Below are 24,296 nucleotides of genomic sequence, written 5' to 3' on the forward strand. Positions count from 1 at the left end.
GGCTCAGCTGCGGCGAGGTCTCCGGGATTCGCCCTGCTTGACGCTGAATCGACCGTGCAGCATCCAGTAGAGCACCAGGGTCAGCGCGACGATCACTGCGCAGGCGCCGAACATGATGCGGTAGCTGCCGTGCTCCACCAGCGGCCCGAGCACGAGCGGGGAGAGGCCGAAGCCGGTGTCGAGCAGGATGAAGAACGTCGAGATGCCGATGCTGGTCCGGGTGGTGGGCAGCATCGAGGCGATGGTGGCCTGGAACGCCGGCAGCAGCGCACCGAAGCCCAGTCCCGCCAGCACCCCGGCGATCAGGATCGTGGCCTGGTTCGGTGACCAGGCCAGCAGGCCCAGGGCGACGGCGTAGAGCACGATCGTGGGATAGACCACCACGTTGTCTCCGAACCGGTCCTGGATCTTGCCGGCGAAGAGACGCGTCACCAGCACTGCCACCGCGTAGATGACGAAGAACATCGAGGCGGCGGTGATCATCCCCTCGCTGCGGGCGAAGCCGTTGAGGAAAGTCATGATCGAGGCGAAGCTGAAGCCCAGCAGCATGGCGATCGACGCCAAAGCGAAGGCCCGCGGTTCGATGATGTCGGCCGGACGCAGGCGCAGCCGGTCCCGCCAGCGGCGCGGGACGTTCTCCGGCGCGGGCAGGCGGATCACTAGCGCGGCCACCAGGCCGATGACGGAGATCACTGACGTGCACACGAACATCGCCCAGAAGCCCAGATGCTGGGTCAGCTGCAGCGTCAGCATCGGTCCGATGGCCGGGGGCAGGGCGACGGCGAGCATGTAGTAGCCGGCGCCCTCGCCACGGCGACCGGCCGGGATCAGGGCGAAGACGGCGGCATTGAGCGCGGTCTGCCCGAAGCCGAAGGAGATGCCGTGGATCACGCGCAGCGCGATCAGCGCCTCGTAGCTGTCCACCCACAGGTAGGCCAGGCCGGCCAGGACGTAGACGAACAGGCAGACCAGGATGGTGCGCCGTCGGCCCAGGAAGTCCACGTACTTCCCGGCGGCGAAGCGGGAGGCCAGGGCACCGATCACGAAGGCCGAGGCGGCGAAGCCCGCCGCGGTCTGCCCGGCATGGAATTCCTCCACCGCGTACACCGCCATGCCGGTGATCAGCATGTAGAAGACCAAGGCGAGGATGACGTTGACGACGATCGCCAGCAAGAAGTCCTTGGTGAACAGGCGGGGCTGTTCCATCGCCGGCGCTCCGGCTGCGGCCTCGTCGTCCGGGGGTGCCGCGGCGGGCCCCTGGGTGTCTTCGGGGAGGGGCTGCTCGGCGGACTGGTCGGCCGGCCTGTCAGCAGGCTGGTCGGGCTGCCGGGGCGTCGGGCGTTCCGTGGCGTCTCCTCCGTGGTGTCCTGGGCTGTCCTGTTGCACCAGTGCATTATTCCACGGTGCAACAAACTCCGCTGAGGCGTGGGTGCGCTGCCGGCGCCGCCGGAATGCCCGGGATGCAGACTTCTGATCGCAGATTGTTGAACAATCCATGAGCGTGAGGCATGCTGGAGATCACACACGTGATCTCGGCGATAGTGATCGCGACGGAGCCCGCCCCTCCCGGTGCGGGCAGGGGAGGAGCAGCCATGGCAGCAGGAACCGCCGCCGGACGGAACAGTGCACCGCGCATCGACCTGAACTCCGACGTCGGGGAGTCCTTCGGCAATTGGCGGATCGGTGATGACACCGCCATCCTGGGGACGGTCTCCAGCGCCAACATCGCCTGCGGCTTCCACGCCGGAGATCCGCTGACCATCCAGGCCACCGCCCGCACCGCCGCGGAGAACGACGTCGCCATCGGCGCCCACATCGGCTACCGGGACCTCGCCGGCTTCGGCCGCCGTCATCTGGAGTGCTCCTACGCCGAGCTCGCCGCCGACGTGCGGTATCAGCTCGGCGCCCTGCAGGCCATGGCCGGCGCAGCCGGCGCCCGGATCCGCTATGTGAAACCCCATGGCGCGCTGTACCACTCGATGATCGGCCACGAGGTCCACTCGCGGGCCGTCATCGACACCATCGCCTCCTTCGACCCCGAGCTCCCGGTGCTGCTGCTCCCGGGCTCCATCGCCCTGGACCACGCCGCCGAGGCGGGACTCCGCGGCGTCGCCGAGGCCTTCGCCGACCGGAACTACAACCCGGACGGCACTCTGGTTTCTCGGCGTGAGCCCGACGCGGTGCTCCACGAGACCGGCCAGGTGGTGGAGAACATGCTGCGCCTGGCCCAGGACCGCCAGATCATCGCCCGCGACGGGACCCGCGTCCCGGTGGAGGCCGAGTCCATCTGCGTCCACGGCGACACCGCCGGCGCCGTGGAGATGGCCCATGCCGTGCGCACCGCTCTGGAGGAAGCCGGCGTCGAGATCCGCAGCTTCGTCGCATGAGCGGCCAGCTCATCGGCATCCGGGAAGCCGGTCCGCGCGCCCTCCTGCTGGAGTTCGCCGACCTCGAACAGGTCCTGGCCCACCACCAGCATCTGACCCGGCATCCGCTGCCAGGCCAGCGGGAGGCTGTCGCCGCGGCCCGCACCATCCTGCTGCGCTTTGAGGCTCCGCGTGCCGCCCGCCGTGCACGGAAGGAGATCGCCGAGTTGCGCGTGGACGCGTCCACCACTCAGGACACCGCTGTGGTGGAGCTCGAGGTCGTCTACGACGGAGAGGACCTGGCTGAGGTCGCCGCGCTTGTCGGGATGAGCGTGGAGGCGCTGATCGACTGGCACACGGCAGGGGACTGGACCGGAGCCTTCGGCGGATTCGCCCCCGGTTTCACCTACTGTGTGCCGACCGCGGCCGACCGCGCCCTGGATGTGCCCCGCCGCACGACCCCGCGCACCGCGCTGCCCCCCGGATCAGTCGCGCTCGCCGGTGAGTTCTCCGCGGTCTACCCCCGCGTCTCGCCTGGCGGGTGGCAGCTGATCGGCCGCACCGCCGCCCGCATGTGGGACCTGGAGCGTACCGCCGACGGTGCGGCCGAACCGGGCCGAGTGCCCGACGACGCCGGCGTCTCGCCTGCTCTGGTGCGCCCGGGTGACACCGTGCGGTACCGGGCGGTGCGTGAGGCCGCAGTGCTCACTGCTGAGGGGGCGAGTCGCAGGCCGGGGACGACCACGACACAGCAGGCCGCCGGCATCGTCGGCTCCACCGTCCCGGCGGAGGACGCGGCACTGGAGGTTCTCGCCCCGGGCCTGCTGACACTCATCCAGGACTTCGGGCGCGAGGGGCTCAGCGATCTCGGCGTCTCCCGGGCCGGGGTCGCCGATGAACCCGCCATGCGCCAGGCCAACCGGCTGGTGGGCAACTCTCCTGGAGCCCCGGTGCTCGAGGCGCTGCACGGCGGTCTGAGTCTGCGCACCGATCGGAACCTGGTGATGGCCGTGGCCGGTGCCGAGGGGCCGCTGCACATCGGCCATCCCGACGGCGGCTCCCGGTCCGCAGACGTCCGAGCTCCTTTCCTGCTCGCCGCCGGGGAGAGCCTCACTGTGGGGGCTCCTCATCGGGGGCTGCGTGCCGTGCTGGCGGTGCGTGGCGGAATCGCCGCGCGTCCGGTGCTCGGCAGCGCCTCTGCCGACACGATGTCCGGACTCGGCCCGGCCTCGCTGCGGGCCGGCGACCGGATCGCGCTGGGAGACTGCGCGGTGGCCCCTGTGGGCGCCCCGGAACCCAGCACGCTGCCTGTGCCCGAGCACGACGGCGCCGTGACCCTGCGCTTCACCCGCGGTCCGCGCGATGACTGGTTCTCCGAGCAGGAGGTCACCCGGCTCCAGACCCAGCGTTGGGAGGTCACCCAGGAGTCGAACCGGATCGGGATCCGGTTAGGACTTTCCGACGGGGACTCCGCCTCCGCCCGCCCTCTGAAGCGGGCCCGCGACGGGGAGCTGCCCAGCGAGGGAGTGCCCCGTGGGTCCCTGCAGATGCCGCCGGCCGGGCTGCCGGTGCTCTTCCTCAACGATCACCCGGTGACCGGCGGCTATCCGGTCATCGGCGTCGTCATCGAGGAGGATCTCTCGGCCGCCGCCCAGCTCGCCCCGGGGGACGTCGTGCGGCTGTGCGCGGTCGACCCTGTGCGGCTGTGCGCGGTCGATCCTGTGCGGCTGTGCGCGGTCGATCCGTCCGCCTTCATGCCCCGCACCTCCTCCACCACGACCTCCACCACGACCTCCGAGGACCCCGTATGACCACCATCCTCATCGCCAACCGCGGCGAGATCGCCGTCCGCGTCATCCGTGCCGCCGCCGAGCGCGGCCACCGCACCGTCGCCGTCTATGCGGACCAGGATGCCGCCGCGCTGCATGTCGAGCTCGCCGACGTCGCCGTGGCGCTGCCCGGTGCCACGGCCGCTCAGACTTACCTGGATCAGGCCAAGATCCTCGCCGCCGCCGAGCAGGCTGGCGCCGAAGCGATCCATCCCGGCTACGGCTTCCTCTCCGAGAACGCCGACTTCGCCCGAGCCGTGATCGACGCCGGAATGACCTGGATCGGGCCCTCCCCGGACACCATCGAGCGTCTCGGGGACAAGGTCGCCGCCCGGGCCCTCGCCGTCCGGGTCGGTGCCCCCTTGGCACCGGGCACCGACGGCCCGGTCAGCGGGGCCCAGGAGGTCCGTGCCTTCGCCGAGGAGCATGGGCTGCCCGTGGTCATCAAGGCCGCCCATGGTGGAGGCGGCCGCGGCATGCGGGTGGTCCGTGCCTCCGAGGACATCGACGACGCCCACGCCTCGGCCGTCCGGGAGGCTGAAGGAGCCTTCGGCCGGGGGGAGTGCTTCGTGGAACGGTTCCTGGACCGTCCCCGCCATGTGGAGGCCCAAGTGGTGGCGGATGCCCATGGCGAGGTCGCCGTCGTCGGGATCCGTGACTGCTCCCTGCAGCGCCGGAACCAGAAGCTCGTGGAGGAGGCCCCGGCGCCGTTCCTCTCCACGGAGCATCGCCTCGCCGTGCTGGACTCCGCGCGGGACATCTGCGCAGCGGCCGGCTATGTGGGCGCCGGCACGGTGGAGTACCTGCTCAGCCCGGACGGAGTGCTCAGCTTCCTGGAGGTCAACACCCGACTGCAGGTGGAGCACCCGGTCACCGAGGAGACGGCACGGGTGGATCTGGTCGCCGAGCAGCTGCGCATCGCTGCCGGAAAGCCCCTCAGCACCGCCGCCCGCCGCGCCGCCGCCGAACTGCGTGAGACCGGTGTGCTCGACGGCGGGCATGCGATCGAGTTCCGTATCAACGCCGAAGAGCCGGCCCACGGCTTCCTGCCGACCCCGGGACCCGTGGAGCTGCTGCAGCCGCCCACCGGCCCGGGCATCCGCGTGGACACCGGGGTGCGCAGCGGCGACGAGGTCTCCGGTGCCTTCGACTCGCTGATCGCCAAGCTCATCGTCACCGGCCCGGACCGGGCCACGGCCCTGCGTCGGGCTCGTGTCGCGCTGGCCGAGATGCGGGTCGAGGGGGTCCCCACGGTGCTGCCCTTTCACCGCGCCGTGCTGGAGGCAGACGACTTCCTCGCCGCCGACGGTGCCGAGAGCTTCCGAGTGCACACCCGCTGGATCGAGACTGAGTTCGAGGCGGAGCTGGCAGAGTCCGAGCACCTGGCCGCCGCGGTGCGGCACCGAGAGCAGGGCATGCGTCGGACTACCGTGGAGATCGACGGACGAGCGGTCAGCCTCGGGCTCCCCGCCGGGCTGCTGGGTCTGCTCGGTGCGGCCTCACAGGAGGCCGACCCACGCGGTGCGGGCGACCCCGGCCGGTCCGAGGACGGCGGAGCAGTCACCTCTCCGGTGGCCGGGACGCTGGTCAGCTGGGCCGCGGAGGACGGCGACGACGTCGAGGAGGGCGCGCCGGTCGTCGTCGTGGAGGCCATGAAGATGGAGTCCACCGTGCGCGCTCCGCGCGCCGGGACTCTGCACCGTGAGGACCTCGCCCCCGGCGCCTCGCTGAATGCGGGTCAGGTGCTCGCCCGGCTCGGCTGAGGTGCCCGGCGCTGACGCCCGATAGGTTGGTCTCATGCACGGTGCACAGCAGGATGTCCAGGAGACCACGGCGGGCCCGGGCCGATCCCCGGAGGAGATGGCTCTGGAGGAGCTGCTCGCTGATGCGGAGGTCCGGCAGGGCCTGACCGATCATGCCCACGTACCGGACCGGGTGGCCGAGATCCTGCGTCGACTCATCAGCTCCGGAGAGATCCTGCCCGGCACGAAGGTGCCTGAGGTGCGGACCACCCAGCTGCTCGGGGTCTCCCGGCACACGCTGCGCGCCGCGTTCCAGTCGCTGGCCGCCGAAGGGCTCCTGGAGCGGCGGCCCAACCGTGGTGTCTTCGTGCACGCGCCCACCACCGAGGACATCCGCGAGACCTATCGTGTGCGTCGGGTGGTGGAACTCGGCGCGGTGCGTCAGGCCGACTTCGACGACGCCGCGCTGGCCGAGCTGGAGGCGGTCATCGACGTCGCGCGTCGGGCGAGCGCGGCCGGGGACCTCCCCGCCGTCGCGCAGGCGAATCAGCAGCTCCATCGGCTGATCATCGCCCAGGTGGGCAGTGAGCAGCTCAGCGCCTTCATGGAGCAGATCCTTGCCCGGATGCGGCTGGTCTTCCACACGATGCGGGGTGACCCCACGTTCCACATCGACTATGTGGAGCGCAACGCCAGGCTCGTGGAGCTGCTGCAGACCCGCGACGGTGCGGCCGCAGAGGAGCACCTGGCGGGCTACTTCGACGTCGCCGAGGAGCAGCTGCTCGAGAACCTCGGGTGACCTCCTTCCCGTCCGAGGCGCCCCCACCTTGTTGAGAGGGTGCGTTTCCGCCGGAATGAGGCCTTCAGAGCGGGAGTTCGGGCGGAATCTCACCCTCTCAACCGCGTGGTCAGCGTCCGCTGCGGGCGACGACGAGCGTCATCGTCACCCCGAGCAGGGCCAGGACCCCGTAGCTGCAGGCGATCTGCACCAGGCTCACGGTGTCGGAGACCTGCCCGGCGATGAGGCTGGGGATCGCGGCAGAGGAGTAGTTCAGCAGGTAGACCGTGGAGACCAGCCCAGCACGTTCCTGCGGGGCGGTCAGGGGCAGCAGGGAACGCATGCCGCCGGTCTGGGCGACCCCCTGCGCGACGCCCGCGGCGAGGCTGAACAGCAGGAAGGGCAGGATCGCCCCGGCCGCCAGCGAGGTGAGGATCCCGGCCAGCAGGAGCAGGTAGACCACCGCTCCCACCCGCAGCCCGGTGACGGGACGCCAGCTGGAGGTCAGCGGGCCGCCCAGCATGTTCAGCACGGTGAACGACGCGAAGACGGCCGCCGCGGTGAGTGCGGCCGAGGACCCCAGCTCCACTGCGGTGATCGAGGGGCCGAAGGCCTGGTAGAAGCCGCCGACCGACCAGGTCGCCAGGATGACCCCGGCCATCGCCACGAGCGGCCGCCCTGCACCCTGGGGCACCAGGATTCGAGGCCGCAGGGATGCCGCGGCCCGGTCGAGCGCCTCGCGCCAGGGGGCCGGCGAGGCCGTCTCCGGCCCGAAGGACACTGCCACGGCGGCCAGCAGCAGGGCGCCGAGCAGGATGCTGAACGTCAGGTGTCGAGGGTCTGGACCGTGGTCCACCAGCGCCCCGGCGAGCAGGGCGCCCGAGGGGATGCCCAGCATCGGGGCCGCGGAGGTGGTGACAGCGGCCAGCCAGTGCGGCCTGGTCGGGGCCGTGTCGATGGCGTAGGCGCCCAGCGTGCTGGTGGCGATCCCGGTGGCCAGCCCCTGCATCGTGCGGCCCAGCAGCAGCGGGGCGGCGCTGTCCACGGTGAGCAGCACCCCCATACCGGCGGCGGCCAGGACCAGGGCGACGACGGCGACGGGTCGGCGTCCCAGGTGGTCGGAGAGTCGTCCGAGCACCAGCAGGGCGAAGGCCGCTGCAATGAGGTAGACGGCGGCCGCGGCGGCGAGGTCGCCATGGGTCAGTCCGTCCTCGAGACGGTAGGTGGTGTACAGCGGGATCGGAGTGCCTGCGGCGATGAACACCAGCACCAGTGAGCCGGAGGCCGCGGCGAAGCCGAACAGCCTCGAGCGAGGGGACTGGGGCGGCGTCTCCGTGATGACCTCCTGCAGGATTGTCCGGACATCCGTGTTCCAGTCAAGCACGGCCGGACGAGACGCTCAGGAGATGCGACAGAATGAGACTGAGCCCGAGAGCGACGCCGTGTCCGTTCAAAGACAGCAGGAGGACCTATGCCCGCCCCCGCACCTACACCCGTGAGGCCGCCTACCGGTCGTTGCCCGGTGGCGCGCTCGACGTCGACCATGACCTCTATGAGCAGATCGCCGCCGCAGACCGACGGCTCGTGCAGGAGTTCGAGGTCCCTGTGCGTTCCGGGCGGGCCTGGGAGGTTCCCGCCGGGCACATCGTGCGCCTGCACCAGGTGGACGGGCCGCAGGTGGGGGACCTGAATCTGTGGAGTCTGCATGACCCGCGGGAGAGGTTCTGGGCCGCGCGGACCCGGCAGCTGCAGCGGTCCTCGATGACCACCTATGACCGGTTCTGGTCCACTCTGCCGCACCTGCGGCCGCTGGCGACCGTCGTCGCCGACTCCCTGGCCGGGCATCCCGACGCCGAGGTCATCCATGACCTGCTGGGCACGCGCTGTGACCCCTATGTGAACCGCATGCTCGCCGGGGTGGACTTCGACCGGCACTGCCATTCCAACCTCACCCGGGCGGTGCTGCCGCACGGGCTCACCGAATACGACGTCCACGACGTGCTCAACGTCTTCCAGCTGGCCGGGCTGAACCACGAGCGCCGGTACTTCATGGACGCCTGCCCCGCACAGCAGGATGACTTCTTCGAGTTCTTCGCCGAGACGGACCTGCTCTGTGCCCTGTCCACCTGCCCGGGAGGGGATCTGTCGGTGCACATGTGGGGGCCCGAGGCGGCGTCCACGGAGGAGCAGCTTCAGCACTGCCACCCGCTGGGGGTGAAGGTCTACGCCCTCGACGACGAGGCTCTGGCCGGCTGGGAGCCCTCGCAGCGTGCCGCCTACCGGGGAGCGGACGGTCTGCACGGGCTGCGGCTGCGGGACTGACAGGCGCTTCGATGCTCTCCCCCGGAGGTTGCCTCTGCGCTTTGGGCCCTTATGACGCCTCACAGCGTCGGAAAAGGGTCCAAAGCGCAGAGGCAACGTCGGCAGCGGACCTGCTCAGGGCACCTGGAGCTCGGCGTCGGGCAGATCGGTGACGAGCATGTGCCCGGGGGAGTGGCTGATGGCCAGCTCGGGCTTCGACTCCATCACTGCGGCCTGAGGTGTCACCCCGCAGGCCCAGAACACCGGGATCCATCCGGTGGGGACGTCGACGGCGTCGCCGAAGTCCGGGCTGTCCAGGTCCTCGATCCCCAGCGCGGCGGGGTTCCCCACGTGCATCGGGGCTCCGTGGACGCCGGGATAACGGGAGGTGATGCGCACGGCGTCGGCCACCTGGTGGGCTGGGATCGGCCGCATGGAGACCACCAGCGGCCCGGACAGCGAGCCGGCCGGGGCGCAGCGCCGCGCGGTGCGGTACATCGGCACGTTGACCCCGAGATCCAGGTGCCGGACGGGGACGCCGGCGCGGCGAAGCGGAGTCTCGAAGGTGAAGCTGCATCCCAGCAGGAACGTCACCAGGTCATCGCGCCAGTGCCCGAGCACGTCGTCCGGTTCAGCGACCAGCTCACCGTCGCGGTAGACCCGGTAGGCCGGCACATCGGTGCGGATGTCACCTCCGGCGAGCAGCCCCGAGGTGACCTGCCCCGGTTCCAGCACGCCCAGCACCGGACAGGGCTTGGGGTTGCGCTGGGCGAAGAGCAGCATGTCGAAGGCCAGATCCTTCGGCAGCGCCAGGACGTTGGCCTGGGCGAAGCCGGGGGCGTATCCGCTGGTGGGGGCGCGCAGTCCTGTCCTGAACGCCTCGCGGGCCTGGGTGGGGGAGAGGCTCTCCGGGGGCGGCGTCATGGGATCTCCTGCGCTGGGCGTCTCGGGGCGGGTTCGGGCGGGTAGGCGCTCAGCCGGTCATCCACAGTTCGGCCAGGCCCGTCAGCGAGTTCGCGCCCATGTAGAGGGTGAGCCCCCAGGCCAGCAGCCCGATGATCAGCAGCCACTTCGGGTACACGTAGCCCTGCAGGAGGTCACGACGGCGCCAGGCCACGTAGAGCACCACGGTGAAGCCCAGCGGCAGCACCACCCCGTTGAAGGCGCCGGCCATGATCAGCAGGGTCTGTGGGGCCTGGCCCAGGGTCAGGAACACTCCGCAGGTCAGCGCGAGGAACGCGGCGAAGTAGATCGTCCTCGTCCGGTCGGTGGTGTTCTTGGTGGTCAGGAAGGAGACGGTGGTGAAGGTCGCCCCGAGGATGGAGGTGATGGCGGCGACCCAGAACACCAGGCCGAAGACGCGCAGCCCGATCTCACCCAGCGCCGCACCGAAGGCTTCGGCGGCGACGTTGTCCTCGGTGAGGCTCACCCCGGTGGCGACGACGCCCAGGATGGCCAGGAAGAGGAGGAAGCGGATGATGCTGGCCACCATGATGCCCATCACCGAGGTGCGGCTGATGGCCTTGACGTTCTCCGGCCCGGAGTTGCCGGAGGCGATGAGCCGGTGCGCGCCGGCGTAGGTGATGTATCCGCCCACGGTGCCGCCGACCAGGGTCGTGATGATGAAGAAGTCCACCTGCTCGGGCAGCACGGTCTGGCGCAGGGCCTCACCCACGGGAGGGGCGGTGGTGATGGCCATGTAGACCATGAGCAGGATCAGCACCGCTCCGCAGGCCACCACGACTCGGTCCAGAGCGATGCCTGCCTTCTTGGAGAGGAAGATCAGCAGGGCGATCGCCACGGAGATCGCGCCGCCGACGCGGGCGTCGAGGCCTGCCAGAGCGTTGAGCCCCATGCCCGCACCGGCGATGTTGCCGATGTTGAAGACGATGCCGCCGAAGAAGATCAGCACGGCCAGTGCCCACCCGACTCCGGGGAGGATCCTGTTGCCCAGCTGCTGGGCGTAGAGGCCGGAGACGCCGATCACCCGCCACACGTTGAGCTGCACGGCGATGTCGATGAGCACCGAGATCAGGATCGCGAAGGCGAAGGCGGCGCCGATCTGATGGGTGAATGTCGCCGTCTGGGTGATGAACCCGGGGCCCACTGCGCTGGTGGCCATGAGGAACATCGCCCCCAGCAGGGCGGTGCGTCGGGTGCGGGCGAGCTTCTTGATGGACTCCGCGGATGCGGGTGCCGTCTGTGCCATGGGTTCACTCCCCAGAGTGGTGCGGGTGCTGGACGTCGAGCGCGATGCGGACATCGGCGAGGCGGTGGGCTCGAGGAGCCGACTGCACGGATGTGACACAGATCAACTGTGCGACTTCCCACAGGCTAGTGGTTGTTCAACAATCCTGGCAAGAGATTGTCCAACAATTTGTAGGTGAAGGTCGCCGGTTCTCACACTGTGCGGCCCTTCAGCCCGGGCGCGGCAACCCTTGCCGCCCGTCATCGACGCCGTCAGGATGGTCGCATGTCCGAGCCCCGAACCTGTGTCATCGCCGGGGGAGGCCCGGCCGGCATGATCGCCGGGCTGCTGCTCGCTCGGGCCGGGGTCGACGTCCTCGTCCTGGAGAAGCACCATGACTTCCTGCGCGACTTCCGTGGTGACACCATCCACCCCAGCACCATGCTGCTGCTGGATGAGCTCGGACTCATGCCCCGCTTCTCCCGGATCCCCCACCAGCGTGTGGAGTCGGCACGGCTCCCCGCGGCCGCCGGGGGCCGGGTGACCTTGGTGGACTTCAGTCGGCTCAGGCACCCCTATCCGTACATCGCCATGGCTCCCCAGTGGGACTTTCTGGACCTGCTGGCCGAGGCCGCGGCCGAGGAGCCCGGCTTCGAGCTGCGCATGGGCACCGAGGTCATCGGGCTGCTCAGCGAGGATGCAGGCGACGACGGCGCCACGGCTCCGCCGACGCAGGGCGGTGCCCCTCCGCCGCAGGCCCGCATCACGGGGGTCCGAGTGCGCGGGCCTGCCGGTGAGGAGGAGATCCCGGCCCTGCTCACCCTCGCGGCCGACGGCCGCTGGTCCCACATCCGGCAGCAGGCCGGGCTGCCCGCGATCTCCTTCCCCGTGCCGATGGACGTCTGGTGGTTCCGGCTGCAGGCCGACGGCGCCGCCCAGAGCGCGGCCGGGACCATCCTCCCCAGCTTCGACACCGAGCATCCGCTGCTGCCCATTCCACGCGGGGACTACATCCAGACGGCGATGCTCATCCCGAAGGGCTCCGACGCGGCGCTGCGCGCCCGAGGGATCGAGGTGCTGCGTGAGCAGATCTCCGCCGGACTGCCCGCGCTCGCCGACGCCGCCGCGAGGCTGCAGCTGGAGGACGTCAAGCTCCTGGAGGTGCAGATGGATCGGCTGCCCCGGTGGTGGCGCAGCGGGCTGCTCTGCCTCGGTGACGCCGCCCATGCGATGTCCCCGGTCGGGGGTGTGGGGGTGAACCTGGCGGTCCAGGACGGAGTGGCCGCCGCGACCAGGCTGGCACACCCGCTGCAGGAGGGGACGATCAGCGATCGCGACGTGGCCGCCGTCCAGCGTCGCCGGATGCCGCCCACCCGTCTGACCCAGGCTGTGCAGGCTCAGGTGCACCGGGGCCTGGAGTCGATGTTCGCCCAGCATTCCCCGCCTCGGGTGCCGGCTCCGGTGGCCTGGGCGCTGCGTCGGGCCCCACAGCTCAGTGGCGTGATGCCCTGGGTCATCGGGGTCGGGGTGCGCCCGGAGCATGCCCCGAGCTGGGCCCGCCGCTGACGCTCACTCGATGGTCCGCCCGTAGCGTTCGAGGCTGAAGGCGCGCAGGCGCTCGACCAGGCCCTCCAGCGACTCTGCGGCGTGATGGCCGCGCCGCCAGGAGGCATGCAGTCGGATGTGCAGCGGCCGGTGGCTGTTCTCGGGGCCGGTGCGGATCCGCACCGGCACCAGGTCGAAATGCGGGTCGTCGGTGACCACACCGGCTCCTCGCCCCGCCGCGGCCAGCGCCTGGGCGACCCTCCCGTGGCGGACCTCCAGCACGCTGCGCGGGGTCAGGTCGGCCAGGTCGAGCGCGGCGTCGAGAAGGCGACGGGCCTTGAAGTCCGCCGTGGTGACCACCAGCTGCTCCTCGGTCAGCTCCTCCAGGGTGACCTCCTGCCGGCCTGCCCAGCGATGGGAGGCCGGCACATAGGCCCAGACCGGCAGCTCTGCGATGAGGCGGGTGTCGACGTCCTCACCCGGTGACTGCGGAGCGATCACCAGGTCATGGTCGGCCACCAGGCGGTGCGGCTGCTCGTCACCGCCGATCTCCACCACCGAAGGCACCGGATCCTCCGTGGTGAAAGTGGCCACGAAGGGTGCGACGACGTCGATCAGCGTGGTCCGGGGTGCGGCCAGTGAGACTTTGCGGAGCCTCCCCGACGCGAGCCGGTCAGCGAAGTCCTGGGCGTGGGCGTGGGCCTGCAGCACCGTGCGTGCGGTGCCCAGGAACTCGCGGCCCTCCGGGGTCAGTCGGAGCCGCAGCTCGCCGCGGTCGAAGAGGGTGAGCCCCAGTCCGTGCTCCAGGCTGCGGATCTGCCGGGAGAGCGCGGGCTGGGTGATGTGCAGGGCGTCAGCGGCGGCGGAGACGCTGCCCTCCTCGGCCACGGCCACGAAGTATCGGAGCAGACGAGAGTCCATGCCTGTAGAGCATACCCTTCATCAAGGGCAGGCATTGGACGGCATGAGCAATCTGCGACACGATCACAGGGAGAAGATCTGCCCGCCCGGCCCCCACGACGTCGTCGCCGGCCGCCGTCCCTCCAGGAGGACCCCATGACCGCAGTGCCCCAGTCCCGCCACCTGGCCACCGAGATCCCCGGCCCGCGCGCCGCCGAGCTGCTCGAGCGTCAGCGCGCCTCCGTGCCTGCCGGAGTGGCCTCGGTGATGCCGACCTTCGCAGCGCGCGCCGACGGCGGCATCATCGAAGACGTCGACGGCAACCGACTGATCGACCTCGGCTCCGGCATCGCGGTGACCAGCGTCGGCGCCTCGGCCGAGCGTGTGGTCGCCGGTGTGCAGGAGCAGGTCGCGCAGTTCACCCACACCTGCTTCATGGTCACCCCCTACGAGGGCTACGTCCGGGTCGCGGAGAAGCTCGCCGAGCTGACGCCGGTGGAGGGGGAGGCCCGCACCGCGCTGTTCAACTCCGGCGCCGAGGCCGTGGAGAACGCCGTGAAGATCGCCCGTGCCTACACCGGCCGCCAGGCCGTGGCCGCCTTCGACCACGCCTACCACGGGCGCACCACGCTGACCATGGCGCTGACCTCGAAGAACATGCCGTACAAGCACAGCTTCGGCCCTTTCGCCCCGGAGGTCTACCGGGCCTCCGGCTCCTACCCGCTCCGTGACGGGCTCGACGGCGCCGCAGCGGCCGCGCGCGCCATCGACCAGCTGGAGAAGCAGGTCGGCGCCGAGAACCTGGCCGCCGTGATCATCGAGCCGATCCAGGGCGAGGGCGGATTCATCACCCCCGCCGAGGGCTTCCTGCCGGCCATCGTCGACTGGTGCCGCGCCCACGGCATCGTGTTCATCGCCGACGAGATCCAGACAGGCTTCGCCCGCACCGGCCAGTGGTTCGCCTGCGAGGACGAGGGCATCACCCCGGACATCATCACCACGGCCAAGGGCATCGCCGGAGGCCTGCCGCTCTCCGCAGTGACCGGCCGCGCGGAGATCATGGACGCCGCCCACCCGGGCGGCCTCGGCGGCACCTACGGAGGCAACCCGGTGGCCTGCGCCGCCGCGCTGGGCGCGATCGAGACGATCGAGGCCGAAGATCTGGTGGCCAAGGCCCGCAGGATCGAGGAGTTCGTCAAGGCCCGCTTCCAGGAGGTCCAGGCGAAGGACCCGCGCATCGGGGAGATCCGCGGCCGCGGGGCGATGCTCGCCGTCGAGCTGGTGGACCCGCAGACCGGTGCGCCCGATGCGGCGCTGACCGGCGCGGTGGCCTCGGCCGCCCGTGCCGCCGGCGTCATCACCCTGACCTGCGGCACCTACGGCAACGTCATCCGACTGCTGCCGCCGCTGACCATCGGCGAGGACCTGCTCTCCGAGGGCCTCGAGGTCATCCTCGACGCCCTCGCCGCCGCCTGAGCAGTCCGCACGGACGCTGAGCCCCGCGCTGACCCCACCGTCTGACCCCGTCTGACCCCATCCCTTTGGAGGACCCCATGACCGACTTCCAGGTGCGCAACCCCGCCACCGCCGCCGTGATCGACACCGTCCACGACCACACCGCCGCCGAGGCGGCAGCCCAGGTCGACGCCGCCCAGGCCGCCTTCGAGGACTGGCGCGCCGTCGCCCCACGCAGGCGCGCCGAGGTGCTCATGGCCGCCCACCGGGCCATGCTGGATGACGCCGAGCGGCTGCGCGACATCATCGTCGCCGAGAACGGCAAGTCCCAGGCGGACGCGGCCGCCGAGGTCACCTACGCGGCCGAGTTCTTCCGCTGGTACGCCGAGGAGGCCGTGCGCACCCCCGGCGACTACGCGCCGGCTCCGGCCGGGGGCGTGCGCAACGTGGTCACCCGCCACCCGGTGGGAGTGGCCGTGCTGATCACCCCCTGGAACTTCCCCGCCGCCATGGCTACCCGGAAGATCGCTCCGGCGCTGGCGGCAGGCTGCACCGTGCTGCTGAAGCCGGCCTCCGAGACGCCGCTGACCGCCCTGGCGATCGCCGAGATCCTCACCCAGGCCGGAGTGCCCGAGGGTGCGGTGCAGGTGGCCGCCACCTCCTCGGCGTCCAGTGTGGTCTCCGCCTGGCTGGCCGACGAGCGCGTCCGCAAGCTGTCGTTCACCGGTTCCACCGGGATCGGTCGGCGGCTGCTGGCCCAGTGTGCCGAGCGCGTGGTCAACACCTCCATGGAGCTGGGCGGCAACGCGCCGTTCATCGTCACCGCCGACGCCGACCTCGAGGCCGCCGTCGACGGTGCGATGGTCGCGAAGTTCCGCAACTCCGGGCAGGCCTGCACCGCGGCGAACCGCTTCTACGTCCACGCCGACGTCGCGGAGGAGTTCATCGCCGCCTTCGGACGGCGCATCGAGCAGCTGACGGTCGGCGACCCGGCGGCCGGGGCGGCCATCGGCCCGGTGATCCACGCGAAGGCGGCCGCCGCGATCCGTGATCTGATCGACGGCGCCGTGGCCGCCGGGGCACGCATCGCGCATCATGCGGCGCTGCCCGCAGGTGAGGGCGCCGCAGGCCTGGACCAGGAGGCCTTCGTTGCTCCCACCCTGCTGGCAGACGTCCCGGCCGACGCGGACATCCTCAGAGAGGAGATCTTCGGCCCGGTGGCTCCGGTGGTGGTCTACACCGACCAGGACGAGATGATCGCCCGCGCCAACGACTCCGAGGTGGGCCTGTCCTCCTACGTCTTCGCCGGGAACCTGCAGCGTGCCATGCAGATCGGTGAGAGGCTGGAGGCGGGGATGGTCGGGATCAACCGCGGCATCGTCTCCGACCCGAGCGCACCCTTCGGCGGCGTCAAGCAGGCCGGCATCGGCCGTGAGGGCGGCAGCTTCGGCATCGAGGAGTTCACCGAACCGCAGTACCTGAGCGTCGACTGGTCCACGGTCTGACCTGCTGGTCCGATCCGCCGGACTGACCCGCCGAACTGACCGCACGTCCACGAGGGAGCCGAGACGATGACCGAGACCACCAGTTCCGAGACCACCAGTTCCGAGACCACCAGTTCCGAGACCACGAGCTCTGAGACCACCCGTCTGGAGTACCGCACCCGGGATCCGCGCACCAACACCGTGCTGGAGACCTTCGACGTCCTGGAGCCGGCGCAGCTGGAGGAGGTGCTGGAGGTCGGCCACCAGGCCTTCCAGGACTGGCGGACCCTGGACATCGAGGACCGTGCGGTGTTCGCCCACCGCATCGCTGACCTGTTCGAGGAGCGACGCACGGACCTGGCCGTCATCGCCTCCACGGAGATGGGCAAGGCGCTGGACCAGGCGGACGGCGAGGTGCAGGAGTGCATCGACATCTTCCGCTACTACGCCGTCAACGGCCCGCACCTGGGCGCTGACGAGGTCATCAAGGAGATCGACGGACGCCGGGCCGTGATCCAGAAGCGTCCGCTGGGGATGCTGCTGGGCATCATGCCGTGGAACTTCCCGTTCTACCAGGTGGCCCGGTTCGCGGCGCCGAACCTGCTGCTGGGCAACACGCTCCTGCTCAAGCACACGGAGTCGTGCCCGCGCTCGGCGCTGGCCCTGCAGCGGCTCCTCGACGACGCCGGGCTGCCGGCGGGCGTCTACCAGAACGTCTTCGTCACCCATGACCAGGTCGAGCAGATCATCGCCGATGACCGGGTCCAGGGAGTCTCGCTCACCGGCTCCGAGCGGGCCGGCTCGGCAGTCGCCTCCCTCGCGGGGCGGCACCTGAAGAAGGTGGTGCTCGAGCTGGGCGGCTCGGACCCGCACATCTACCTGTCGGCGGAGGACGTCGCCCAGGCCGCCCGCGAGGCGGTGGAGTTCCGTCTGGACACCATGGGTCAGGCCTGCACCTCGAACAAGCGGCTGATCGTGCTTGAGGACCTCTACGAGGAGTTCGTGGACGCGGTGGTCGAGGAGATCGGCGCCCTGGAGCCAGGTGACCCGCTGGAGCCTCGGCCGGGGCGCTACTATCCCCTCTCCTCCGAGCAGGCCGCCGAGGGTCTGCACGGTCAGCTGCGGCGCGCCGTCGAGCAGGGGGCGCGGCTGCGAGTGGGCGGCGACCGGCCGGATCGTCCGGGAGCTTGGCTGCGGCCGGCCGTGCTCACCGATGTCAGCGAGCACACGGACGCCTACCGTCAGGAGCTCTTCGGACCGGTCGTGACGATCTACCGGGTCCGTGATGAGGAGGAGGCGGTACGCCTGGCCAACGACTCGCCCTACGGTCTCGGCGGCGCGGTCTTCTCGCAGGACCGGGCTCAGGCACTGCGCGTGGCCCAGCAGCTCGAGGTCGGCATGTCCAATGTCAACGTCGGCGGCTCCGAGGCCGCGGACATGCCCTTCGGCGGAGTGAAGCGCTCCGGGTTCGGCCGAGAGCTGGGGCCGCTGGGGATGGACGAGTTCGTCAACAAGCGCCTGCTGAACATCGTCGACCCGGAGATCGCGGGGCGCGAGGGCTGAGACACCCCGCAGGGTGCCGGTGAAGGTGCGACATGTCGAGAGGGGCGAGCCCGATGACGTCTCCGGAGGCCTCCGTGCCCCATGACCTGAGCCGACCCATCCACGACGCGATGATGGTCTATCCGGGTGATCCCGCCGTCAGGCTGGGGCCCGGGCTCACGCTTGAGGGCGACGGCGTCGCCGTCGCGCGTCTGACCTGCGGCTCACACACGGGCACCCACCTGGATGCCCCGAGCCACACGGTGCCCGGCGGGCGGACGACCTCACAGATCCGGCTTGAGGAGCTCATCGGCCCGGCCCGGGTGATCCACCTGGAGGCTGGCCCGGGGCACCTGGTGGCACCGCAGGATCTGGGCCTCGGAGACGGGGACCGACTGCCCCGCCGGGTGTTCCTGGCCTTCGGCTGGGACCGGTTCTTCGGCACCGAGCAGGCGCTGCAGCACCCGGGGCTGAGCGTGGAGGCGGCCGAGCTGCTGTGGTCGCGGGGGATGCGGATCCTCGGCACCGATGCGCTGAGCCCTGACCTCACTGGAGCCGCCCCGCCCGACTCGGTCCTGACCGACCCAGCCTCGACCGCCCCGGCCGCAGGGTTCCCCGTCCACGAGCTGGTGCTCGGCCGCGACGGGCTGATCGTGGAGAATCTGACCGGACTGCGCGATCTGCCGGCGGGGGAGCACCACGTGGGGATCTTCCCGCTGCCGCTGGCTGACGTCGACGGCGCTCCAGCGCGCGTGGTGGCCTGGCGGGGAGCTGCTCAGGGGCTCAGTGCCGGAGACCGGCCTGCGCCGCCAGCAATGTGAGCTGCTCCGGATCCTCGAGCGCTGATCCTACGGCCACGACGCTCACACCGGCATCGAGGAACTCTTGGGCGTTGTGGGCGTTCATCCCGCCCGTGGCCACGAAGTTCACGTGCGGGAAGGGGCCGCGCATCATAGTGAACCAGGAGGTCCCCAGCCACTGCGCGGGGAAGGCCTTCACCCAGGTCAGCCCGAGTGTGGTCGCGGCCTGCAGCTCGGTGGGAGTGGTGATGCCCGGGAGGAAGGGCAACGACTCCTGCGCTGCGACGCGGACGAGCCGTGCGTCATAGCCGGGGGAGACCAGATACTCCGCACCGGCCTCCTTGGCGGCGGGGATCTGTTCCTCGCGCACGATGGTGCCGGCGCCCACAGACCTGCCCCGTTGAGCGGCCAGACGGGAGACCTCGCGCAAGGCCAGAAGGTCCTCGTCGGTCTGGAGGGGCAGCTCCACGGAGTCGATGCCGAGGTCCCAGGCCGTGGTGGCGAGCTCCATCGAGCGCTCCACCCCCATGCCGCGGAGGATGGCCATGACGGGGGCGGAGCCGAAGGCGTGGTCGAACCAGGTGTTCTCCACCACGGGGGATTTCGAGGTCATGCGGATGCTCCTTCGTCCATGAAGTCAGTGGTCGTCTGCAGTGTCAGCGCGGCGCGGTGGTGTCCGGCCGTGAGCCGGCCGGAGGAGTCGCCGCCGTCGAGCAACGCCGCGAGATACCCGGCGGCGAAGGCATCACCTGCTCCCACCACTTCGACGACCTCGGTCGGGATGGCAGGCTCGAAGATGTGCTGAGCGCCGGTGAATTCGGTGGCGCCGACGTCACCGTCCTTGATCACCAGGGTGGGCGTGCCGTCCAGGAGGTCACGGACGGCTTCGGCCGTGCTCGTTCCCCAGAGCAGCTCCGCCTCGTCGCGGCCCACGAAGACGACGTCGGCCCGCCGAGCCAGAGCCAGGAGGGCCGGAGCGGCCTCCTCGCGCGGCCAGAGCGGGGCACGGAAGTTCACATCGAAGCTGACGGGGAGGTGGGCCTCCCGGGCGCGCGCCATCAGCCGGTCGATGAAGGCCGCCGCTGCCGCGGACAGTGCGGGTGTGATCCCTGAGAGATGCACCAGCCCGTATGCGCTCAGGTCCAGGGCGTCGGCGTCGGCGGTGGAGAGCCGGGACGCGGCAGATCCTCTGCGGTGGTAGAGGACGCCGTGGCCTGGGTCTTTGAAGTAGACGCCGGTGGGGGCCTCCGGGTCGTAGATCACCGGGGTGAGATCCACGCCGCGAGAGGTGAGCGTATCCGAGACCCGCCGACCGAGCTCGTCGTCTCCGAGTCGGCTGAACCAGACGCTGCGTCGTCCGAGCGCAGCGAGGTGGGCGGCCACATTGGACTCGGCCCCGCCGACGTCGAGGGTGAACGCGGCGGCCGTCCGCAGCCGTCCGGTGCTGCTGGGGGTGACAAGAGCCATCGTCTCGCCGACGCACAGCACAGGAGAGGGTGTCGTCGTCATGTCGTGCCTTCTTCCGGTCAGAGGCGTCCGGGGCCGATGTGGCCGCCGTGGAGTCTGCCAGGCGACTCAGGAGTTGCGGATGGTGTCCAGGTAGCTGTAGGCCGTGACCTTGGAGATGCCCAGACGTTGGGAGACCCGGTCCACGGCGCGTTTGATATGGAATGCTCCGCGCGCTTCAAGCCTGCGCAGCACGGCGATCCGGTCCTCCTTGACCATGACCGGCGGGGGCTTGCCGATCTCGGCGATGGCCGACTCCAGCATCCCGTCGAGGACGGCGTCGATGCTGGGGCCGACGATCTCCTCGGGCTCATCCTTCTGAGCGGGCAGGAGGGAGGAGATGATCGAGCGGACGTTCTCCAATGCGGTGAGGTCCACATTGATGCACAGAGCCCCGATCACTGAGCCGACGCGATTCCGGTAGTACACCGAGGAGCAGTGCAGTTCGCGGCCGTCGGCCGTGCGGCCGCGGTAGCCGAAGGCATCATGGTCGGCCTTCTCATCCTTGAGGAGCGTCAGGCCGCGGTCCGTGGAGGGGCCGCCGACTGGCCTGCCGCTGACGTGGCCGTTCTCGATGGCGTGGATGGTCTGGTCCATATCGCGGCGACTCAGATCATGAAGGACCACCTCGCAGTGCTCCCCGATGGTGACGGCGACGGCCTTCATCACCGGGGCCAGCACCGCATGGAGCTCCTGGATGCTCTCGAACCGCGGCGAATCTGCCGTCACATCACTCACAGTCTTCCTCCCGGTTGTGCGCTGCCGCAGGGGTGTGTGTTCCGTAGGGTACCCCGTGGTCAGAGTCGCGACCTCGCGTTCACATGTAAAAGTTACATCAAGTGTATAGATTCTCGGTAAACCATGGGTTATGGTCGATCCCGGCAGAGTGTTGCCCAGGACACATGGGCGGCCGACGACAGCACGGGAGGCGATGATGCACGACCGACAGCTCATCCGGGGCGGGGATCTTCTCGACGGCACCGGGCGCCGCCGCCGTCGCGCCGATGTCCGTATCGTCGGCGGACGCGTGGAAGAAGTCGGCGCCGACCTGTCCTCCGTGGAAGGCGAGACGCTGCTCGACGCTGCGGGCCGCCTCCTGCTCCCCGGGTTCGTGGACGTCCACTCCCATGACGACGCCGCCCTCTTCCGCCCCCGGGCGCTCGACCCGAAGCTCTCCCAAGGTGTGACGACCACCATCGTGGGCAACTGCGGCCACGGATGCGCGCCCTCCGTCGCCGGGGGAGGCCTGGAGGACTACGCCACCCCTGTGTTGGGCCCTTTCCCGGAGGAGGTGTTTCCCCGCTTCACCGACTACCTCGACGCGGTGGAACGTTCCGCCCCGGCACTCGACGTCATCGCGCTGGTCCCGCACGCTCCGCTGCGGGCCGGCGTGATGGGCATGGAGCAGAAGCCGGCTGATGCGGCCCAGCTCCGCGAGATGGCCGCCCATCTCGACGAGGCGCTCAGCGCCGGCGCGGTGGGCCTGTCATTGGGGCTGATGTATGCCCCAGGGAGCGCGGCGGAACGTGAGGAGCTCCTTGCACTCGCTCAGGTGGTGGCCCGCCGGGACAAGGTCCTCGTCGCTCACATCAGGAACGAAGGTGGCCGGTTGGAGAGCTCCTTGGACGAGTTCCTGGCCCTGGGCCGAGACGCCGGATGTGCCCTGCACGTGAGCCACCTCAAGGTCACCGGTGCCGCCAATTTCGGCACGATGCCTCAGATCATCGACCGTCTCGAGGCCGCCCGCGCGGAGGGGATCGATGTCACCGCAGACGTCTACCCCTACACCGCCGGCAGCACCACCGCCTCCACGCTGTTCCCCAGCTGGACGACCCGACGCGGCACAGACTCGCTTCTTCAGGTCTTGACCGATCCGGACGCCCGAGCCCGGGCGCTGGACGAGGTGCGCAGGCCGTGGGACGGCCCGTTGGAGAATCAGTTCACCTCGGTGGGGCCGGATGCGATCCTGCTCGCCGGGTTCAGCCATCCCGAAACCCGTGCGTTCGATGGTCGTGCGTTGGTGGACATCGCAGCTGAACGCGGTCAGGACCCCGCCGAGGCACTGGCCGATCTCGTGCTCTCGCAGGACGGAGTGCTCACCATCATCGTCCACCATTCCGACCCGCAGGGGATGCGGGAGGTGCTCTGCTGGCCCCACGCCTTCCTCGGATCCGATGGTCTTCCCCGAGAGGAGGGCTACGTGCACCCGCGGCTCTTCGGCACCTTCCCCCGCGCGCTGAGCACGTATGCGTGGCAGGACGGGCTGCTGCCCGCCGAAGAGGTCGTGAGGAGGATGAGCTCCGCCCCGCGGGCGCGGTTCGGCGTGCCCGGCGGGTCGATCGTCCCCGGGGCACCGGCGGACCTGCAGATCATCGACCCGAGCACCTACACGGACCGGGCCGACTACCAGAACCCCCGCCGGGAGACGCACGGACTCGATGCGGTGCTGCTCGGAGGTCGGCCGGTCTGGCCGCGGCCACCGGGAACGCCGGACGCTCCAGGCTCCGGCTCGGGGCAGCTGCATCGGACCGGTCCTGTGGCCACGTCGCTGCCGTCAGGGCGCACCACAGGCCAGTAGGCCGCCACACGTGAGGAGACACACGATGAACCAGCACGACACCCACCCGATACGAGCCGCCGTCCTGGCGGAACGCGAGGCGCCGGGCCCGCTCTCCAAATCCTCCCTGGGCGGCATCGGCCCCGGCCAGGCCCTGAACATCAGAGACGAGCTCCCGACGCCGATGCTCACCGTGGACACCGAGACGGTCGTCTCCAACATCGAACAGATGGCTGAATGGACGGCCGAGCAGGGCGTGCAGCTGGCACCTCACGGCAAGACGACGATGACGCCGGCCCTCTGGCGAGCACAGCTGGCCGCTGGCGCCGTGGGCATCACCGTGGCGAATTTCTCGCAGGCACGTGTGGCCGTGGAGGCGGGTGCGCCCCTGGTGGTGATCGCCAACGAGTTCCTCACCCCGCCCGGGCTGTCCTGGCTTCGGGGGGTCCTGGCGGAGGACGGGCCCGAGATCATGTGCTGGGCAGACTCAGTGCGGGCTGTCGAGCGGATGCAGAGCGCTCTGGGGCGTACTCGCCGCCGCGTCCAGGTGTGCGTGGAGGTCGGCATCGAGGGAAAGCGGGCCGGTGTCCGCCAGGACGGCGACGTCGGCGAGATCGTGGAGGCGCTCACTGGTGCTGAGGCGCTGGCCTTCGCCGGGTTCTCCGGCTTCGAAGGAGTGCTGCCTCCGGAGCGTATCGAGGAGGTCCGGTCCTACCTCCGACGCATGGCTCGTCTGTTCGAGGAGCATGAGGACAGGATCGAGGTGGATCACCCCGTGCTCACCGCCGGCGGCGGACTCTACTTCGACCTGGTGGCCGAGCTGCTCAGACCGGCCGCAGACTCCGTCGATGGGGGACGGGTGATCCTCCGTCCTGGCTCATACCTGCTCCATGACCATGGGCACTACGGTCGGCTGACTCCGGCTCGACTGCGCGGCTCCGGGCCGCAGCTGCGTCCGGCAGCCACCCTCTGGGCACGGGTGCTCTCCACGCCGGAACAGGGACTCGCGATCCTCGACGCCGGCAAACGGGACCTGGCCTATGACATCTCCCTGCCCCGACCGCAGCGGATCCACCGGGCCGACGGGCGCATCGAAGAGTTCACCCAGGCGGAGCTCGTGGACACCAACGACCAGCACGGCTACCTCGAACACGCCGACCAGGAACTCGAGATCGGAGACGTCATCGAATTCGGGCAGTCCCACCCCTGCACGATCGCCGACAAATGGAGGGAGCTGCCGCTCGTCACCGCCGTGGAGCCGGGTCGGCTGCGTTGGGACGCCTCCGCCCGGACCCACTTCTGA

20 protein-coding genes are annotated in these 24,296 nt (G+C 70.3%); 12 read left to right on the plus strand and 8 right to left on the minus strand.

From position 1 onward, the window contains the following. Nucleotides 1–3: 3 nt before the first annotated feature. Complete coding sequence (locus ODE13_RS09260; protein ID WP_322479012.1) at nucleotides 4–1,386, minus strand: MFS transporter; 1,383 nt, start codon at nucleotides 1,384–1,386, stop codon at nucleotides 4–6. A gap of 206 nt (nucleotides 1,387–1,592) precedes the next feature. On the opposite strand from ODE13_RS09260, the gene ODE13_RS09265 reads away from it, so the two are divergent. Genes ODE13_RS09265 through ODE13_RS09280 form a run of 4 tightly spaced genes read left to right on the plus strand, consistent with a single transcriptional unit; the run spans nucleotide 1,593 to nucleotide 6,736 of the window. After that, nucleotides 1,593–2,387 carry a 5-oxoprolinase subunit PxpA gene (locus tag ODE13_RS09265; protein ID WP_322479013.1) on the plus strand — a complete coding sequence of 265 codons (795 nt, stop codon included), beginning with the start codon at nucleotides 1,593–1,595 and terminating at the stop codon, nucleotides 2,385–2,387. Then, a complete protein-coding gene (locus tag ODE13_RS09270) occupies nucleotides 2,384–4,177 on the plus strand; it encodes a carboxyltransferase domain-containing protein (RefSeq protein ID WP_322479014.1) in 1,794 nt (597 codons plus the stop codon). The genes ODE13_RS09265 and ODE13_RS09270 overlap by 4 nt, the downstream gene beginning before the upstream one ends. Next, a complete protein-coding gene (locus ODE13_RS09275) occupies nucleotides 4,174–5,958 on the plus strand; it encodes an acetyl/propionyl/methylcrotonyl-CoA carboxylase subunit alpha (protein ID WP_322479015.1) in 1,785 nt (594 codons plus the stop codon). The genes ODE13_RS09270 and ODE13_RS09275 overlap by 4 nt, the downstream gene beginning before the upstream one ends. Nucleotides 5,959–5,992: 34 nt before the next feature. Next, a complete protein-coding gene (locus tag ODE13_RS09280) occupies nucleotides 5,993–6,736 on the plus strand; it encodes a GntR family transcriptional regulator (protein WP_322479016.1) in 744 nt (247 codons plus the stop codon). Between the two features lie 109 nt (nucleotides 6,737–6,845). On the opposite strand, the gene ODE13_RS09285 is transcribed toward ODE13_RS09280, so the two are convergent. Beyond that, nucleotides 6,846–8,099 carry an MFS transporter gene (locus tag ODE13_RS09285; protein ID WP_322479017.1) on the minus strand — a complete coding sequence of 418 codons (1,254 nt, stop codon included), beginning with the start codon at nucleotides 8,097–8,099 and terminating at the stop codon, nucleotides 6,846–6,848. Between the two features lie 32 nt (nucleotides 8,100–8,131). Between ODE13_RS09285 and ODE13_RS09290 the strand changes: the two genes are divergently transcribed. Then, nucleotides 8,132–9,037 carry an urea carboxylase-associated family protein gene (locus tag ODE13_RS09290; protein WP_322479018.1) on the plus strand — a complete coding sequence of 302 codons (906 nt, stop codon included), beginning with the start codon at nucleotides 8,132–8,134 and terminating at the stop codon, nucleotides 9,035–9,037. 114 nt (nucleotides 9,038–9,151) lie between these two features. Here ODE13_RS09290 and ODE13_RS09295 read toward each other — a convergent pair whose 3' ends face one another. After that, complete coding sequence (locus tag ODE13_RS09295) at nucleotides 9,152–9,940, minus strand: putative hydro-lyase (protein ID WP_322479019.1); 789 nt, start codon at nucleotides 9,938–9,940, stop codon at nucleotides 9,152–9,154. A 49-nt stretch (nucleotides 9,941–9,989) separates the two neighbouring features. Continuing rightward, nucleotides 9,990–11,225: an NRAMP family divalent metal transporter gene (locus tag ODE13_RS09300; protein ID WP_322479020.1), complete on the minus strand. Its 1,236-nt coding sequence runs from the start codon at nucleotides 11,223–11,225 to the stop codon at nucleotides 9,990–9,992. 264 nt (nucleotides 11,226–11,489) lie between these two features. Here ODE13_RS09300 and ODE13_RS09305 point away from each other — a divergent pair, with 264 nt between their 5' ends. Then, a complete protein-coding gene (locus ODE13_RS09305) occupies nucleotides 11,490–12,770 on the plus strand; it encodes an FAD-dependent oxidoreductase (protein ID WP_322479021.1) in 1,281 nt (426 codons plus the stop codon). Between the two features lie 3 nt (nucleotides 12,771–12,773). On the opposite strand, the gene ODE13_RS09310 is transcribed toward ODE13_RS09305, so the two are convergent. Then, nucleotides 12,774–13,670: a LysR family transcriptional regulator gene (locus ODE13_RS09310; RefSeq protein WP_322479022.1), complete on the minus strand. Its 897-nt coding sequence runs from the start codon at nucleotides 13,668–13,670 to the stop codon at nucleotides 12,774–12,776. A 135-nt stretch (nucleotides 13,671–13,805) separates the two neighbouring features. Between ODE13_RS09310 and gabT the strand changes: the two genes are divergently transcribed. The 4 genes from gabT (at nucleotide 13,806) to ODE13_RS09330 (ending at nucleotide 18,951) form a co-directional block, all read left to right on the plus strand. Beyond that, nucleotides 13,806–15,125: a 4-aminobutyrate--2-oxoglutarate transaminase gene (gabT, locus tag ODE13_RS09315; RefSeq protein WP_416210632.1), complete on the plus strand. Its 1,320-nt coding sequence runs from the start codon at nucleotides 13,806–13,808 to the stop codon at nucleotides 15,123–15,125. A gap of 77 nt (nucleotides 15,126–15,202) precedes the next feature. Further along, nucleotides 15,203–16,609: an NAD-dependent succinate-semialdehyde dehydrogenase gene (locus tag ODE13_RS09320; RefSeq protein ID WP_322479023.1), complete on the plus strand. Its 1,407-nt coding sequence runs from the start codon at nucleotides 15,203–15,205 to the stop codon at nucleotides 16,607–16,609. Nucleotides 16,610–16,675: 66 nt separating this feature from the next. After that, nucleotides 16,676–18,151: an NAD-dependent succinate-semialdehyde dehydrogenase gene (locus tag ODE13_RS09325; protein ID WP_322479024.1), complete on the plus strand. Its 1,476-nt coding sequence runs from the start codon at nucleotides 16,676–16,678 to the stop codon at nucleotides 18,149–18,151. A gap of 53 nt (nucleotides 18,152–18,204) precedes the next feature. After that, a complete protein-coding gene (locus ODE13_RS09330) occupies nucleotides 18,205–18,951 on the plus strand; it encodes a cyclase family protein (RefSeq protein ID WP_322479025.1) in 747 nt (248 codons plus the stop codon). Here the strand turns inward: ODE13_RS09330 and ODE13_RS09335 are convergent. From ODE13_RS09335 to ODE13_RS09345, 3 genes are all read right to left on the minus strand, one after another. After that, entirely contained in the window at nucleotides 18,914–19,543 is a 630-nt protein-coding gene (locus tag ODE13_RS09335) for a bifunctional 4-hydroxy-2-oxoglutarate aldolase/2-dehydro-3-deoxy-phosphogluconate aldolase (protein ID WP_322479026.1), read from the minus strand. The two genes, ODE13_RS09330 and ODE13_RS09335, sit on opposite strands and share 38 nt — an antisense overlap. Continuing rightward, nucleotides 19,540–20,439 carry a sugar kinase gene (locus tag ODE13_RS09340; protein WP_322479027.1) on the minus strand — a complete coding sequence of 300 codons (900 nt, stop codon included), beginning with the start codon at nucleotides 20,437–20,439 and terminating at the stop codon, nucleotides 19,540–19,542. Before ODE13_RS09340 ends, ODE13_RS09335 begins: the two co-directional genes overlap by 4 nt. A gap of 66 nt (nucleotides 20,440–20,505) precedes the next feature. Further along, complete coding sequence (locus ODE13_RS09345; RefSeq protein ID WP_322479028.1) at nucleotides 20,506–21,174, minus strand: helix-turn-helix transcriptional regulator; 669 nt, start codon at nucleotides 21,172–21,174, stop codon at nucleotides 20,506–20,508. Nucleotides 21,175–21,367: 193 nt separating this feature from the next. Between ODE13_RS09345 and ODE13_RS09350 the strand changes: the two genes are divergently transcribed. After that, on the plus strand, nucleotides 21,368–23,014 hold the full coding sequence (locus ODE13_RS09350) for an N-acyl-D-amino-acid deacylase family protein (RefSeq protein ID WP_322479029.1): 1,647 nt from the start codon (nucleotides 21,368–21,370) through the stop codon (nucleotides 23,012–23,014). A 25-nt stretch (nucleotides 23,015–23,039) separates the two neighbouring features. Continuing rightward, on the plus strand, nucleotides 23,040–24,296 hold the full coding sequence (locus tag ODE13_RS09355; RefSeq protein WP_179542046.1) for an alanine racemase: 1,257 nt from the start codon (nucleotides 23,040–23,042) through the stop codon (nucleotides 24,294–24,296).

Source organism: Nesterenkonia sp. HG001, assembly GCF_034438835.1.
Lineage (GTDB): Bacteria > Actinomycetota > Actinomycetes > Actinomycetales > Micrococcaceae > Nesterenkonia > Nesterenkonia xinjiangensis.